Source organism: Shewanella psychrophila (genome assembly GCF_002005305.1).
GTDB classification, from domain to species: domain Bacteria; phylum Pseudomonadota; class Gammaproteobacteria; order Enterobacterales; family Shewanellaceae; genus Shewanella; species Shewanella psychrophila.
Genome location: NZ_CP014782.1, coordinates 951,064 through 966,537 on the forward strand (window position 1 = coordinate 951,064; position 15,474 = coordinate 966,537).

The 15,474-nt window shown below is 43.9% G+C and carries 11 protein-coding genes; 5 read left to right on the top strand and 6 right to left on the bottom strand.

The genetic code is table 11. The annotated features are described in order from the left end of the window. Window positions 1-52: 52 nt before the first annotated feature. The 3 genes from sps_RS04215 to sps_RS04225 all read left to right on the top strand — a co-directional run bounded on the left by sps_RS04215 (window position 53) and on the right by sps_RS04225 (window position 3,051). Entirely contained in the window at window positions 53-733 is a 681-nt protein-coding gene (locus tag sps_RS04215; protein WP_077751388.1) for a GAD-like domain-containing protein, read from the top strand. Window positions 734-1,178: 445 nt separating this feature from the next. Continuing rightward, window positions 1,179-1,937 carry a class I SAM-dependent methyltransferase gene (locus sps_RS04220; RefSeq protein WP_077751389.1) on the top strand — a complete coding sequence of 253 codons (759 nt, stop codon included), beginning with the start codon at window positions 1,179-1,181 and terminating at the stop codon, window positions 1,935-1,937. Then, window positions 1,930-3,051, top strand: coding sequence for an HNH endonuclease (locus sps_RS04225; RefSeq protein WP_237157986.1), 1,122 nt, complete (start codon window positions 1,930-1,932; stop codon window positions 3,049-3,051). The genes sps_RS04220 and sps_RS04225 overlap by 8 nt, the downstream gene beginning before the upstream one ends. Window positions 3,052-3,905: 854 nt before the next feature. Here sps_RS04225 and sps_RS04230 read toward each other — a convergent pair. From sps_RS04230 to sps_RS04245, 4 genes are all read right to left on the bottom strand, one after another. Beyond that, window positions 3,906-4,370, bottom strand: a complete 465-nt coding sequence (locus tag sps_RS04230; protein ID WP_077751390.1) for a hypothetical protein — start codon at window positions 4,368-4,370, stop codon at window positions 3,906-3,908. A gap of 263 nt (window positions 4,371-4,633) precedes the next feature. Further along, window positions 4,634-5,935 carry a type II toxin-antitoxin system HipA family toxin gene (locus sps_RS04235; RefSeq protein ID WP_077751391.1) on the bottom strand — a complete coding sequence of 434 codons (1,302 nt, stop codon included), beginning with the start codon at window positions 5,933-5,935 and terminating at the stop codon, window positions 4,634-4,636. Further along, on the bottom strand, window positions 5,929-6,309 hold the full coding sequence (locus sps_RS04240; RefSeq protein ID WP_218919629.1) for a helix-turn-helix transcriptional regulator: 381 nt from the start codon (window positions 6,307-6,309) through the stop codon (window positions 5,929-5,931). The genes sps_RS04235 and sps_RS04240 overlap by 7 nt, the downstream gene beginning before the upstream one ends. 721 nt (window positions 6,310-7,030) lie before the next feature. After that, window positions 7,031-8,641, bottom strand: coding sequence for an NAD(P)/FAD-dependent oxidoreductase (locus sps_RS04245; protein ID WP_077751392.1), 1,611 nt, complete (start codon window positions 8,639-8,641; stop codon window positions 7,031-7,033). Window positions 8,642-9,465: 824 nt separating this feature from the next. Between sps_RS04245 and sps_RS04250 the strand changes: the two genes are divergently transcribed. Next, window positions 9,466-12,435, top strand: a complete 2,970-nt coding sequence (locus sps_RS04250) for a UvrD-helicase domain-containing protein (RefSeq protein ID WP_077751393.1) — start codon at window positions 9,466-9,468, stop codon at window positions 12,433-12,435. Between the two features lie 631 nt (window positions 12,436-13,066). Here sps_RS04250 and sps_RS04255 read toward each other — a convergent pair. After that, entirely contained in the window at window positions 13,067-13,246 is a 180-nt protein-coding gene (locus sps_RS04255) for a hypothetical protein (protein WP_077751394.1), read from the bottom strand. Window positions 13,247-13,723: 477 nt separating this feature from the next. Then, window positions 13,724-14,653, bottom strand: coding sequence for a LysR family transcriptional regulator (locus sps_RS04260; RefSeq protein ID WP_218919630.1), 930 nt, complete (start codon window positions 14,651-14,653; stop codon window positions 13,724-13,726). 152 nt (window positions 14,654-14,805) lie between these two features. On the opposite strand from sps_RS04260, the gene sps_RS04265 reads away from it, so the two are divergent. Next, complete coding sequence (locus sps_RS04265) at window positions 14,806-15,444, top strand: CatB-related O-acetyltransferase (RefSeq protein ID WP_077751395.1); 639 nt, start codon at window positions 14,806-14,808, stop codon at window positions 15,442-15,444. The last annotated feature ends 30 nt before the right edge of the window (window positions 15,445-15,474 follow it).

Below are 15,474 nucleotides of genomic sequence, written 5' to 3' on the forward strand. Positions count from 1 at the left end.
ATACCAAGTTGAATTTAGACCTACATCGATGTAAATAAAAAGGTGTTAGTAAATGAACAAATTTTTTGATAACTTTTACAATTTCGCTGGTTTTGGCCCAGCAATTAAATCTAAACAGCCAACAGTTGAAGCGCTTAATTTTTTTGAGAGTAAGCTACCTGCACACTTATCAGAGTACTGGCAGGAATATGGTTTTTGCGGTTGGGGAAAGGGTATCTTCTGGACTGTTAACCCCGATGACTACAAAGATATTTTAACGCAGTGGTTGTCAGGTACTTCATTTGAGCAAAGAGAATTAGACGGAATTGATAAGTATTATGTCATAGGGCGTAGTGCATTTGGTCGGCTTTTTATCTGGGGAGAAACATCGGGGCAGAGTATAAAAATAGATACAAATTTCGGAATGCTCCTCCCTGCTGATGAAACAAAAAAGTTAAAAGAAAGAGGCCAAGAAAGGACTATTGACTTATTTTTCGCTGTTAAAACAAAAGATGACATGGAAGAAGAGGATCTAGATGAAAACCCTCTTTTCGACCGTGCTATGGCCAAACTTGGTCCATTAGAAGCTGATGAAATGTACGGCTTTGTTCCTGCACTTGCACTAGGTGGCGCACCTCAGCTAGAAAACCTTCAGAAAGTTAAGGTGATCGAACACCTCTCATTCCTAGCTGATTTAGGCGAGAAGACTGTCATGGCCGATATCGTCGCTATGTCGAATGCACTGCATAAATAAAACTGGATTCCGGTCAATGAGCATACCGGAATGACAAGTAGGTAAGGACGCCGGAATGACGTAATCATTAGGCAGCCACACTTGACGCTTTTGCCGTCTTCCCGGGCTTGTTCCGGGAGCCAGCTCTTGTCTTTAAGTTCTAAACAGTAGATTTGGGCCAATGAGCATGGCGGAAAGGCAGTGTTCATATATTTATCCATACCTGAGTGCTAGTAGATAGGCTTAATGGGAAAGTTTAGTCCTTAGCTTTTTATCACTCGCAGCTCGATACTCGCGACCTCACTTATTCGTCATCTGACCGCCATATGTTCTAGGTCAAGTAAACTGGGCATTTCACTATTCTTTTCCCTGCGTCTCTATGGTAACGTCACTGACTAAATTGATTGTCATATCAATCAAGTAACTATCAATTATCTAATCAAAAAACGCAGAGGGAAACGCGGCCGTGACAACTGAGTTCTATTACAGCACTAACATCAGTTTCTATAATGAACATGCCGATGACTTGGCTGCGCAGTATCTGTCTAAGTCTTTCGAAGAGGTTCATGCGTCTTGGTTGCCTCATCTCAACAGTATCCTCAATCCATCATCAGTTAAGCCTGCCTTAGCATCCCATAGGTTACCCGAAGCTTCGCTACTCGCTAATAAGCTAAGTGAACAGAATGCTAAGTTGCGTTTCTTAGATATCGGCGCCGGTGTAGGTCGTGATGTTAAGTATCTGGCAGAGCTGGACACAGAAAAACAAGCAGTTGAAGTGTACGCTGTCGAGCCTGCACAAGGCTTGGCTGCTTTAGGCCAAAAGTTCACTCAAGATCTCAATGTCACTTGGCTTGATGATGCGCTACCGGCTTTAGTTAAAGTCACAAGTTTAGACTCCAGATTCGATCTTACTTTACTTAGCGCCATCTGGATGCACATTCCAATACAAGAACGAGCAGATTCGATACGAACACTGGCTAAGTTACTCGCTCCAAATGGAAAACTGGTGATCACGCTTCGTCATGGCCCGTGCAATGATGAGCGTCAGATGTTTCAAGTAAGCGACAAAGAACTTGAGTGTCTTGCTGAAAGTGTGGGGCTAACTGTTATCGATACCACTGCAAACGAAACCGACAAGCTAGGAAGGGCGGAAGTCTATTGGCAAACCTTAGTGCTAGTACACGCAAGTGTTTCAACTGCAAGCATGAGGTCACTGGGTGAATAATGCATTCTTAAAAGACTCATCCTTGAAAGAGGTCGATGCCACAAAGCAGGTCGAATTTATCGCTTACTTACAGCGTTTGCTTATTGAGGGGGATTTTGTCGCCACCTATAAGTTTGCACTGCTTCATGCGCTGGCTGATATTTGTATCGAAAAGGCTCATTACACACGCCCAAATACTGGCTCAAATAAAAGCTCGAATACAGATTCAAATACAAGTTTGAATATAAGCCATGAAGCTGACAGCATCATTACCATAGATGAAATCGTCGAGAAGTTTATCGAACTCTACTGGCAACACTCGCTGCCATTTAGCGCTACAGATGCCGAACCTTTTCTGCTGTTACAAAATTCAGGTAAGCAATCAGCGTTAATCAATAATCTAAGTACTTTTCGTAGCCAAGGGGTAAGAAACTTGTCGCAACTTAAAGCCCATAGTGGCTGGCGTAAGTTATGCAACGAGACTCGTAAAACACTCAAAGAAGGCCCGCTGTGGCGATTACAGTTATTGGCTGGTAACCCTGAGTGTTTTTACTATCCCCATGACAAGAGTAAAAAACACATTCAGTTAAACTCAGGTATCGCATTCTGTTTCAGGCGTTTCCATGACTTAGTCGTATCACTGGCCCGTAGTCACTGGACGCAAAAGGTATGTGACTTTGCTTCTAATCAAAATGTAATTGGTGGTCAAGGCAATCTGTCTGACTTTCTGTTCGGCAGTGATCGCAAAGCCATCATCCAGGCGAGGCCATTATTGCTGCAGATACAGCATGGCAACTGCTTCTATTGTAAGAAACCGTTGAAAGAACAAGGCGAAGTCGATCACTTTATCCCCTGGGCTCGTTATCCGTCCGATCTTGGCCATAACTTCGTTCTTGCACACAGCAAGTGTAATAACGCCAAACGTGATCACTTAGCCGCAGAAAAACATAAAGATCGCTGGTTTGAACAAAACATCATAAAACATGAAAAGATTATTACCTCAGAGCTAAATAGCTACTTTGTTTGTGAGAGTCAGCGCTCTGAAGCAATAGCTACTTGGGCATACCAGCTCGCGGCACAGAACAGTTCTCCGCTTTGGCTAAAGGGAAAAGAGTTTAAGGAGTTATTGGTGTAATAGAACAAGTGCAAATGCAAAAATGATGTAACTCCTGAGCAGCCAAGTCTTTAACTTGAGATTTAGTATATGGCTTTGCAAGTCTTTCTTACGTCAAAAGCTGTTGGCCAATCCACAGTTGCACTGCCTGTTTTAGTTTTTCCAGCTTGGTAAGTTACAACTCAAACAAAGCCTCCATTTTCGATTAGTAATCATAAGCAATTGGTCGGTACCATCCCGAAATTAAACCGTATTACCTATAACCAAGATCAGATTAACGCTATTGCTTATCAAGTCGCTCAGCGATGTGTCCAAGGAAGTTCAGTTTGACTGCTAATGAGTTAGTAGATGCAAGTCAGGGAAGCTAAGAAGGGATCTCGGAACAAGCCCGGGATGACACACAGAGGAGTGGCATGTGGCTGCAAGTGAAATCGCAACGATAACAATCAGAGTAGGGCAATGATAAAGCCTACATCTACACGTCTTTCCGGCATTCTTGTTGGCCGGAATCTACTTTTTAGAACCTAAAGACAAGAGCTGGATCCCGGAACGAGTCCGGCATGACAACCAAAGAAGAGTAAATAGTATCATCTATACCTACTGTCTTTCCGGCACTCTCGTTGGCCGGAATCCATTCTTTTAACTTAAAGCAAAAGCTGGATACCGGAACGAGTCCGGCATGACAGCTAAAAAAGAGTAAATAGTGCCATCTATACCTACTGTCTTTCCGGCAGGCTTGTTGGCCGGAATCTATTTTTGAACTTAAAGACAAGATCTGGATCCCGGAACAAGTCCGGGATGACAACCAAAGAAGAGTAAATAGTATCATCTATACCTACAGTCTTTCCGGCAGGCTTGTTGGCCGGAATCCATTTTTAGGACTTAAAGACAAGAGCTGGATCCCGGAACAAGTCCGGGATGACGGCATAATAAGAAGCTAGGTCGATAATAGCTCTCGGTTCTGGCATCCTGCTTCGCCCTCGTCTTTCCAGCAAGCTTATTGGCCGGAATCCATTAACAAGTCCGGGATGACGGCATAATAAGAAGCTAGGTCGATAATAGCTCTCGGTTCTGGCATCCTGCTTCGCCCTCGTCTTTCCAGCAAGCTTATTGGCCGGAATCCATTCTTTGAACTTAAAGGCAAAAGCTGGATACCGGAACAAGTCCGGCATGACAACCAAAGAAGAGTAAATAGTATCATCTATACCTACAGTCTTTCCGGCAGGCTTGTTGGCCGGAATCCATTCTTTGAACTTAAAGACAAGAGCTGGATCCCGGAACAAGTCCGGGATGACGGCATAATAAGAAGCCAGGTCGATAATTGCTCTCGGTTCTGGCATCCATGCTTCACTCTCGATAATAGCTCCTGCATTATTCTACCTTTGTCCTTCCATGGACTCGTACCTCCTATATCCTTATAGTCACCACGAATCGACATTTCCGCCTTGACCCATAGAGATATGGGGATATGAGGATATGGGGAATGATATCGGGAATATCACAGACCTTGGCGGTCGATGACTGAAGCAGGAGATCGGGATGACGAAATGGTCAGATGACAGCTTCAATTGGGACTGCATAATAAGACAACGTCTGCGCGGGTTTAAATGTCCAAGCGGTGGTGTTTGCCAATGGTAGTTTGAAAGTGCGTAAAGACCCCAGCCTCTTTGGCGAAGTAGTTCCACTTTGAAACGGAGTCGACTACTTGTTCTATCACGAGACTGGCTTCTTTTTGGAACAATTTGCCGATGATCATCAGATCATTGATATTAAAGTCATCACGCTTGCCATTAAGCGTCAGCTGGCTCTGACTGACCCAATACGAATCTGGTCTGTACGAATAAGCGATGTCAAAAGCGGGTGCTATGATCCAATCATTGTCGTGGTTGAGCATAAAGCCAAAGTTTTTGGTGTGATCATCGTTATTGCGACTCACGATGTTAAATACCATCCGTCTAAACATTTGCACAGCCTGAGACCGAGGAAGAGCCAACTGTCGCATCAACGAAAAAAGTTGTTCATAGCTATAGCCTCCCGGTATTTTGTAATCTGCATGTGCCATTGCACAGAGGGATTGATAGTGAAATTTCTTATTATGATCACGGTCAAATCGTTTGGTCATGAAATGAGCGCGATCACCGTCATGCAATAATTCACAGGGTTGCATCTCAATTCCGGCATCGAGAGCCATCAAGTAATAAGCGTATTCCATTCTCCCATATCCTTTGGGATCCCCGAATGTTTCTTTACTAGACAGGGACTCACTCACGCCATCGAATTTCAACAGCCAATGCTCAAAACCTTGGGGTAGGGCCACTTGGCCACTCCTGATCTCTGTTCTATTTTGGTTAATGCCGATGACGGCTTTAGCGCGAGCGCCGCCCGCTGAAGTGCCGACTTGCATCATTTCAGTTAATGCGGCTTCTTTGTCCTGCTCGAATGCAAGCTCGATACCTGCCCGTTGATCCAGCACGGTTTGCGCCATCTCCATTAATGATTGGATCTCTAACGGTGTTGATAGTTTACCCTTGTCAGTGCCATAACCGGGGGCGTACTCTAAGGCCCCCATGCCTCGATTACCAGTGTAGAGCAGACGGTCCAACGCCGTAAAATTTTCTTTGGTACGACCTTGTCGCGCCAACCAAGCATCAATCACGGCGTTACCAAAATCATCCGGTAATGTATCAGCAAATGCGCCAGGAAGTCCTTTGTAAGTCTCTGTATTAAGCCGTGGAAAGGAATAGATCTTGTCGTTTAAAGGTAAGTGAATTGGGGATATTTCGATGCCCTTATTGAGCCAACCATCAGCGTATTGAAAAGAGCATATGCCCTTATCGATAGAGAGTGCGCCAACAAGCTCACCGGCAATGTTGACTCGTGCAACGCTAGGACTCTTGTTCACCATTTATCTTCTTCCTTAATGGGACTGTGTCGGGTTAAGTGTGTGTTGGTCACGTCTGTAGTGGCACTGCGGTTTGATGCTGAGGCTCTTTTACGCTTTTTTCCCTGCTGCTTAAGTAACGCCATCGGGCTATATGTTTTTTCTGGGATGAATTCATCAACAAGCTGAAGTTGTTTTAACGCTCGAAGTACCGCGATCACCCACTGGAACTTCCCATTGCCATTGATTAGGTTCCTATAGGTTTTTCGGGTGATCCCCACCTCTTCAGCGAGTTTCTCTTGGCTGATGTTCGCTTCAAGGCGCATCTGTTCAATTCGCGAACCAAGCTCTTGGGCGATGCCTTCGTCGGTCATCGCATAAATATTGTTAATGGGCATAAAAGTAACCTTTAATGACAATTATGACTTTATAGGGTAATTATATACTCATTAATTGAAATCGCCTAAATTTAAGGTAGTGGGTATTAAGTTACCCGTTAATGGTAAATATTAGTGTTAAGGGTAAATATTTACCCATTGACAAGAGTTTATACAAAGGGGAGAGGGAAGCTTTATTGCTAACGGGCTAGTGTCGGGGAAGCTAAGAATGGATCCCGGAACGAGTCCGGCATGACAGAAACAGGATGATGGAATAAATTCGGGAAGACAATCAGAGGAGCGGCAGGTGACTGCAATTGAAGTCGCGCCTATGACATATCCCCTTGTCTTTCCGGCACTCTCGTTGGCCGGAATCCATTCTTTGAACTTAAAGACAAAAGCTGGATCCCGGAACGAGTCCGGGATGACAACTAAAGAAGAGTAAATAGTGCCATCTATACCTACTGTCTTTCTGGCAGGCTTGTTGGCCGGAATCCATTCTTTGAATTTAAAGCAAAAGCTGGATACCGGAACGAGTCCGGCATGACAACTAAAGAAGAGTAAATAGTGCCATCTATACCTACTGTCTTTCCGGCAGGCTTGTTGGCCGGAATCCACTCTTTGAACTTAAAGGCAAAAGCTGGATCCCGGAACGAGTCCGGGATGACAGAAGCAGGATGACGGGACAAGTTCGGCATGACGAGATGGTCAATCAATTGGGACAGCAGCTAACTTGGGCTGTTTATTTCGCTTTTAGCATATCGAGGGCCACGGCTTCAGCAATTTTTATTCCGTCGATACCAGCTGATAAAATGCCTCCTGCATAACCTGCGCCTTCGCCGGCTGGGTATAATCCTTTGGTATTGATGCTCTGATAACCTGCATTACGTTTGATTTGAACCGGTGATGAAGTGCGTGTTTCTACGCCAGTGAGCATGGCATCATCTTGGGCAAAACCGGGGATCTTCTTATTGAACGCGGGTAAGGCTTCACGGATTGATTCAATGGCAAAATCAGGCAGGCTAGTGCTGAGATCTGTCATGGTGACTTCTGGTTTATATGATGGTTCAACGTCGCCGTATGGCTTGGCTTCAACCCCTTTCAAGAAATCGCCCACTCGTTGTGCTGGAGCTTGGTAAGTACTTCCGCCTAAGATATAGGCATTACGCTCTAACTCGCGCTGTAGTGCGATACCTTGCAGCGGATCGTTATTGAAATCGCTCGGTGAAACACCCACTACAATGGCGCTGTTGGCATTACGCTCGCTGCGTGAATATTGGCTCATACCATTAGTGACCACGGCTTCGGTTTCTGATGTGGCTGCCACGACAACGCCGCCTGGGCACATACAGAAGCTATATACCGAACGACCACTTTTACAGTGATGCACTAATTTGTAATCTGCAGCACCTAAAATCGGATGACCCGCATTGCTACCAAAGCGCGCTTGGTCAATCAGTTGCTGTTTGTGCTCAATGCGAAAACCTACCGAGAAAGACTGCGCTTCAAGGTAAACGCCTTTATCATGCAACATTTGCACTGTGTCACGTGCGCTGTGTCCAATTGCCAAGGTGACATGTTTCGAATTGATGACTTCGCCGCCATTGAGTGTCACACCAGTTACTTGATTGTCGACGATATTGATCTCTTCAACCCGGGTTTCAAAACGAATTTCACCGCCAAGCTCGATGATCTTGCTGCGCATACGTTCAACCATAGTGACTAGCTTGAATGTACCGATATGAGGCTTGCTGACATAGATAATTTCAGCTGGTGCACCAGCGGCTACGAATTCTTGTTTTACTTTTAAGCCGAGGAAGTTGGGATCTTTTACTTGGCTGTATAATTTACCGTCAGAAAATGTCCCGGCACCACCTTCACCAAACTGTACGTTTGACTCGGTATTCAATTCACCTTTACGCCAGAAACGGAAGGTATCTTTTGCGCGTTCATGTACGGATTTACCACGCTCTAAAATGATAGGCTTGAAGCCCATTTGAGCCAGAATTAAACCGGTAAAAAGACCACATGGACCCATACCAATAACAACGGGGCGTTCTTCTAAATCCGTAGGCGCTTGAGCGACATACTTATAACTTGTGTCAGGTGATTTTCTTACTAGTTGATCATCTTCAAATCGTGCTAACACTTGATCTTCATCAACATTGTCAAACGTCAAATCAAGGGTATAAATCAAGGTGATTTTATTACGTTTACGCGCATCATAACCCCGTTTAAAGATATGGATGTCGACAAGCTGCTCTGTCGTGATCGACAGTTTATCAAGCACAAAATTGCGCAATGCATCATCGTCATGATCTAACGGTAATTTGACTTCGTTTAGACGTATCATCGGGTGGTTACCTAACAGGGGATATGGTTCATAATCTATGGCGCGCAGTTTACGTGATCTAGTTAAAAAATGAAATTAAAAAGGCAGCGACTATCAGTCAGATGCATTCTCTAAAGCTTATGAAGGGCAAGGGGTACGGTGGTAATTCATTCAGTCACTGAGGTCTTGCCCGAGGGGGATTTAGCATAAGCGAGTTTGAGCTCAGTATGGCGATGCGTTGTAGAAACAAAGACGGTGAGTAAAACAGATATTAAACGCACCTCGTCATTCCAGCATGCTTACCTACTGTCTTTCCGGCATTCCTGTTAGCCGGAATCCATTGTTTGAAAAATAAAGGCTGGAACCCTGAACAAGTCCGGGAAGACAATAAAAAGAAGATGTGATGACATCTACCCCTATCTAGTTATTCCCGTAATCTTACCACCGTCATTTCGGTATGCTTACCTATTGTCATTCCGGCACTCTTGTTGGCCGGAATCCATATTTTAGAATCTATATCCAAGGCTGGATCCCGGAACAAGTCCGGGAAGACAGTAATAAAGAAGATGTGATGACATCTACACTTACCTAGTCATTCCCGTAATCTTACCAACCGTCTTTCCGGTATGCTTACCAATTGTCATTCCGGCACTCTTGTTGGCCGGAATCCATGTTTTAGAATCAACATCACAAGCTGGATACCGGAACCAGTCCGGTATGACTAGGCTGCCAAGAGTGGCTGATGATTTTGAGAGAGTAACAATCAAAGCCTCTACAGTCTTTACTATTGCCACATGCGTTTAGTTGTTAATATGCTCGGGAATTTTGTATTTCTGAGGTTGTAAATGGAGCTTAGGCGACATGAGGTTGAATTTGGTTTTCTGCAAGGGCTGTTTTTTGGTAAAACGGCGCGCTTGTGTGAGCAAGGCTTAACCATTGACGGTAAATTATTCACTTACCCCAGCATTGAACAACCGGTTGAGGTGAGGGCGGGTTGGTTTACTCAGACTTTGGTGTGGGGGAGCAATAAGTTTACCTTTTTCAGGCTTATTCCGAGCAAGCCTCTGTTTAAATTCGCTAAGCACAACAGACTTATGTTTTGTAAGCCTGCTTTACTGGAAACTTATGAGAACTTGCTGGCCGATATTAGCAACTTTAATAAAGACTTTGGCCTGCATCAACGTTATTTACGCCATTCAGATCGAGCCCGTTTACACCAAAGTTACAGTGGGAGCTTGGCCTCGTTTAAGCAAACCACGCATTTCAAAACTTTAGGTTTTGATGTCACTAAGCTCAATTGCCGACTGGCTAAGTTTATTAAACAACCAGAGCAGTTTACTGCTAAATACAATCAATGGTGGCAGGGTAAGCAGCTAGAGGCTTATCAGGCTCTGTTTGATTCGTTAGAAGATAACCCCCTAACACCACTGCAGCGTCAGGCGTGTGTTATCGATGAAAATAATACCTTAGTGATCGCAGGTGCCGGTACAGGAAAAACCAGCACCATGGCGGCTAAAGCTGCATATCTGGTTAAGCAAGGGTTGGCCAAACCCGAAGAAATTTTAATGTTGGCCTATGGTAAAGATGCCATGGTTGAACTTAAAGAACGGGTTTATGCTACAGCTGGCCTTAATTCAGTAAAAGTCAGTACTTTCCACGGTTTAGGTAAAGAGATTATTCAATCTTACTTAGGCAATTCAACTCAAGTGTCTGTGCTTGCCAGTGATACTAAAAAGTTTACGCAATTTGTCGATCAACAGATTGACGCCATTGTCGCCGATCCTAAAATGGCCGATCCTGTTGCCGAATATTTTGGCCGTTATCTGTATCCCCAAGTCAATGAGCTGGACTTTCAAACCCAGGGCCAATATCGCTCATACCTTAAAAATAATGAGATAAGGGCCCTTTCCGGTGACTTGGTGAAGAGTTTTCAAGAGCTCACGATCTGTAATTACCTGTTTACTCACGGCATACAGTTTCAGTATGAATCTAAGTATCAGCCTGAAAATGGTGTTTTAGTGAGTGAGCCGGGTAAAAGTGTATATCAGCCTGACTTTTATATTCCGGCTCTCGATGCGTATCTGGAGCATTTTGGCATCGACAAAAACGGTAATACCCGTGCTGATATAGATAAAGTTGCCTATAACCTTAGCCGTGAATGGAAAATTGACACTCATAAACACCACAACACCTGTTTATTGCAGACGTTTAGTTGGCAAGCCGACTTGGGCGAACTGGAGCAACGTCTAGAGGCTCTGTTATGTGAGCGATGTGAGCAGGTAGGGCTGGCACAAAACCAGCTGTTTAAGCCTATATCGCCTGAAGAGGTGTTTGCCCAGGTAAAAGCTTTGGGTGTTTACCGTAATGTCAGTCGGCTAATGTCGAGTTTTCTGTCTCTTTTTAAAGCTTCGAGCTTCTCTTTAGCCGATCTTGAGCTGATTAAGGTGATGCCAGTTAGTAATAATAAGGATAAGGCTGATAAAAAAAGTACCCTTTATAATCAAGTCAGATGGAAGGCTTTTTTGCACCTGTTTAGGTGGGTGATAGCCAAGTATGAGTCGCACCTAAGCTCGCTTAAGACTTTAGATTTTTCAGATATGATCAGTCAAAGTATTGAGATGACTCAAGCCAGTGATTTTCATCAGAAGACCCAAGGTCAATTTCGTTTTAAATACATCATGGTCGATGAGTTTCAGGATATTTCTGCAGAGCGCGCTAAATTGGTGACTCAGTTGCGGGATTCAAGCCCAGGCTGTGCGCTATTTTGTGTGGGCGATGATTGGCAGGCTATTTATCGCTTTACCGGCAGCGACCTTAAGTTAACCACCGAATTTAAGCAGGTGTTTGGCGAGACTCGAGTTGTCACCTTAGACAAGACTTTTAGATTTAACGATAGGATTGAGAAGGTCGCCTCAAGTTTTATTCAGGCTAATCCGGCACAGCTTAAGAAAACCCTGACTACTCACGCTGTCAGTGATAATCCGGAAGTCTGTTTATTGATTAGCTCAAAAGAGACAGGCTTAGAGCAGGCTTTTAATAGCATTGTCGAAGCTATTAGCTCTAAGTCAACTGCTGACACTGAATCTACAAGTGTCATGGTGATCAGTCGTTTTAAATCTTCATTAAAGGATTTAAGTGTTTGGCAGAAGCGTTATTCACAGTTACAGATATCTGGTTTTTCTGCCCATGGCTCAAAAGGTAAGCAGGCCGACTTTGTTATCGTGCTCGATGTGAATGATGACAAGTATGGTTTTCCGAGCAAGATAGCTAGCGATCCTATTTTAGAAGCTCTGCTGCCAAAACTAGATACTTATGCCTATACCGAAGAGCGCCGCTTGTTTTATGTCGCCTTATCTCGTGCTAAGAAGACGGTATTTGTTCAAGCTGAACTTGGTAAAGAGTCTGTTTTTGTGAAAGAGCTACGTACTTTTAATAACGATGTTCGCTGTTATCTCAGCGATCTTGCGCCTATGTATATTGAGTCTTTATCTTGCCCCGACTGTAAGGAAGGCAAACTTATTCCCACACAAGGGCGCTACGGCCTTTATTACACTTGCTCATTAGGCAAACATTACTGTGACACTAAGTTAGACGCGTGCACATCCTGTAAAAGCGCCCCTATGTTACGTAATGAAACCCATCACATTTGCGCATCTGCCCAATGTGACCACCAGCTACAAGTTTGCCCTGAATGTGTTTCTGGCAAGCTTGTCAAGCGCACCAACAGTAAAAGCGGTAAGGAGTTTTTAGCTTGTAGCCTGCACCGAATGAAAGATGCGAATAGCTGTCAATATACGAGTAGTTTGGTGGGTTAAAATAGTTGAGATGACACACACTTCGTCATTCCGGTATGCTTCTGGCCGGAATCTAGCTTTTAAATCAACATAAGAGCTAAAAATGGATACCGGAACAAGTCCGGTATGACAGTAAATGATGACATCCTTACTCACCTTGTCATTCCGGCACGCTTGTTGGCCGGAATCTATTCTCTGCCTCAAGATATAAGCTAAAATGGATACCGGAACAGGTCTGGTATGACGGTAAATGATGACATCCACACCCACCTCGTCATTCCGGTATGCTGCTGGCCGGAATCTATTCTCTGCCTCAAGATATAAGCTAAAATGGATACCGGAACAGGTCCGGTATGACGGTAAATGATGATATCTACACTCACCTTGTCATTCCGGCATGCTTATTGGCCGGAATCTACTCTCTGCCTCAAGATATAAGCTAAAAAAATGGATACCGGAACAGGTCCGGTATGACGGTAAATGATGACATCCACCTTGTCATTCCGGCACGCTTGTTGGCCGTAATCTACTCTCTGCCTCAAGATATAAGCTAAAAATAGATACTGGAACAAGTCCGGTATGACACATTATTTGTACTTTTGATAAATAGGTTAAAGATTACTGTGACAATACTCTATGTACAGTCTTTAAATTACCCTCTAATCCTTTTTAGAACACGTCGGTAGATGAAGTAAGCTCCAATCGTGACAATGATGAAAGGGACGACAGTTACTGCAATATTGAACATTAGTTTAGTCACCGGAATGATGATGAGAGTTGCTAGGATTAATACGGCTAAGGTGACTAATGCGATAAGGGTAATTTGATTCATGACTTTCCTGATTTGATTTTAACTTACAGCGATTACAGCCTATTTACTTTGTGTGCAGCTACTCATTTCACCTGTCTGTTGATTCTTTATGACAGAAAGATTATTAAACCAAGCTTACTGCACGAAACAAGGTCTAACAGATTGATATTATTATCACAGGCTTATCTTATTTATCCCTTAATTTAGTTTAAAAAATGATACTAAACTGAGAAGCTAGGATAATACTTCGTTAATGGAGCAGAGACGGTGGTCAAGCAAGGACTATGCTGTTGCTGGAAGTGTAATAATGACCATTCGTTTGAGATCTAAACTGGTACTTGCCGTATGAGCTGTTAAAGCAAAATGGTGTCTCGGGAGTGTTCCTCTTTCGTCTCTCTGGTATTCTTACCTACAGTCATTCTGGCAGGCTCGTTGGCCGGAATCCATGTTTCTATATCGAGAGTAAAGCTGATCCCGGAATGATTAGACTGTGCCTTATTACGATTTCGATAAGCGTTTTTTTAAGTGCTCTATGAGTAAGCTTGTTCGTTTGGGGAGGTGCTTTCTTTTTGGATACAGGATATACAGGGGCAGTACGCCTGTGGTTGTCCATTCTGGCAGTAATCTTATTATCGAGCTTCTTTCATCCTCTGTGAGTTTATCCAAGGCAAAGTCTGCAAGCATGGCGACACCGCAGCCGGCTAACATGGCTTCAACCATAGATGGAAGCATGTTAGTTTTAAAGTTTCCTGTGAGTTTGGCATTAAAAATTTCATTGGTTTTTGTTTGCACAAACTGCCAGCTATCCAGGTTTAATATTTCACTCTTATAGATGATGTGGTTATACGCCGCTAATTCACTCGGGTGCAGAATATAGCCATTGGCCTTGATGTAATTCTCGTGAGCGTAGGCTGCACAGATGATTGATTTGAGCTTATGTCCGACATAGCCATCTGCAGGTGTGTCGGTTAGGTATACGGCTAGGTCAAAACCTGCTTCAATCAAGTCTATTGGCTGCTCAGTGAATGAGATTTCCAGCTCAATCTGTGGATGTTGTTTACTAAACTCAGTGAGAATAGCCGAGAGCCTACTAGCACCGAATGAAGCAGAAGCTGAAATCTTAACCTTGCCTCTCGTCGCTTCACTATCAAATATTTTGCTGTCTATCTCTTCGGCATGCTCCATCAAAGCTTTGGCGTTCCTGTAAAACTCCTGTCCGTCTGCAGTCACAACAAATTGGCGTGTGGTCCTGTGGATCAATTGCTTATTCAGTAAGGTTTCAAGTTTTACTAACTGGCGACTCACATGAGCGGTCGAGCAGTCCAAGCGTTTGGCGGTTGCCGCAATGCTGCGTTCTTCACATAGCTGAATGTAGAGGGGGAGGTAACCTAGCCAGTTTATTTCCATATGGTAATTCTGATTATCCATTTACTCACTTCTGGTAAGAATAGTGATTCGTTAGACTCTTTACAACGAAGGTTTCAATAAAAACGCAATCTAAAAGCACTAAAGCATTTTACTTAGTGTGCTTGATAGTGAAGCTGTCTAGTTAATCTGAGGATATAAAATAGGAAATGGTCATGAATGAATTTACTAGCTGGTTAGAGTCTAGAACGCTTAAAGAGCAGATCACTAACCCAAATATAGAGGTGGGTGATCACACTTACTATTCAGGCTTTTATCACGGTAAGTCTTTCGAGGATCAGGCCGTGCGTTATTTACTCGGCGATGGCTCTACCAGTGAGGTATGGGAAGCTGGTATATACGGTGAGGTCGATAAACTCATCATTGGTAAGTTTTGCTCTATCGCTTCAGGCGCTTGTTTTATGTTGGCGGGAAATCAAGGCCATCGACTAGATTGGATCTCTACTTTTCCATTTGCGACAGACACATTTGGTGATGGGGTTAACAGTGGCTTTGAGCGTGCAGGAAATACAGTCATAGGGAACGATGTATGGATAGGCAGCGAAGCCATGATAATGCCTGGCGTGCAAATTGGTGACGGCGCAGTGATAGGTGCTCGAGCAGTGATCACAAAAGATGTCGAGCCTTATAGCCTAGTAGTAGCCAACAATAGAGTGATAAAGAAGCGATTCAATGAGCAGGTAATTGCCCAGTTACTCGAGATGAAGTGGTGGGATTGGCCCATGGATAAACTACAAGCTGCTATGCCTATTCTGTGTAGCGGGGATATTGAAGGTTTTATAAGGCTAAAATGATGCTCACTTCATGAGCAGAAAGAGCTGGGA

Coding starts and splice junctions, on each gene's coding strand:
- sps_RS04215 (WP_077751388.1), top strand. CDS start 53: ATGAACAAATTTTTTGATAACTTTTACAATTTCGCTGGTTTTGGCCCA.
- sps_RS04230 (WP_077751390.1), bottom strand. CDS start 4,370: ATGCCAGAACCGAGAGCAATTATCGACCTGGCTTCTTATTATGCCGTC.
- sps_RS04235 (WP_077751391.1), bottom strand. CDS start 5,935: ATGGTGAACAAGAGTCCTAGCGTTGCACGAGTCAACATTGCCGGTGAG.
- sps_RS04240 (WP_218919629.1), bottom strand. CDS start 6,309: ATGCCCATTAACAATATTTATGCGATGACCGACGAAGGCATCGCCCAA.
- sps_RS04245 (WP_077751392.1), bottom strand. CDS start 8,641: ATGATACGTCTAAACGAAGTCAAATTACCGTTAGATCATGACGATGAT.
- sps_RS04250 (WP_077751393.1), top strand. CDS start 9,466: ATGGAGCTTAGGCGACATGAGGTTGAATTTGGTTTTCTGCAAGGGCTG.
- sps_RS04255 (WP_077751394.1), bottom strand. CDS start 13,246: ATGAATCAAATTACCCTTATCGCATTAGTCACCTTAGCCGTATTAATC.
- sps_RS04260 (WP_218919630.1), bottom strand. CDS start 14,653: ATGGATAATCAGAATTACCATATGGAAATAAACTGGCTAGGTTACCTC.
- sps_RS04265 (WP_077751395.1), top strand. CDS start 14,806: ATGAATGAATTTACTAGCTGGTTAGAGTCTAGAACGCTTAAAGAGCAG.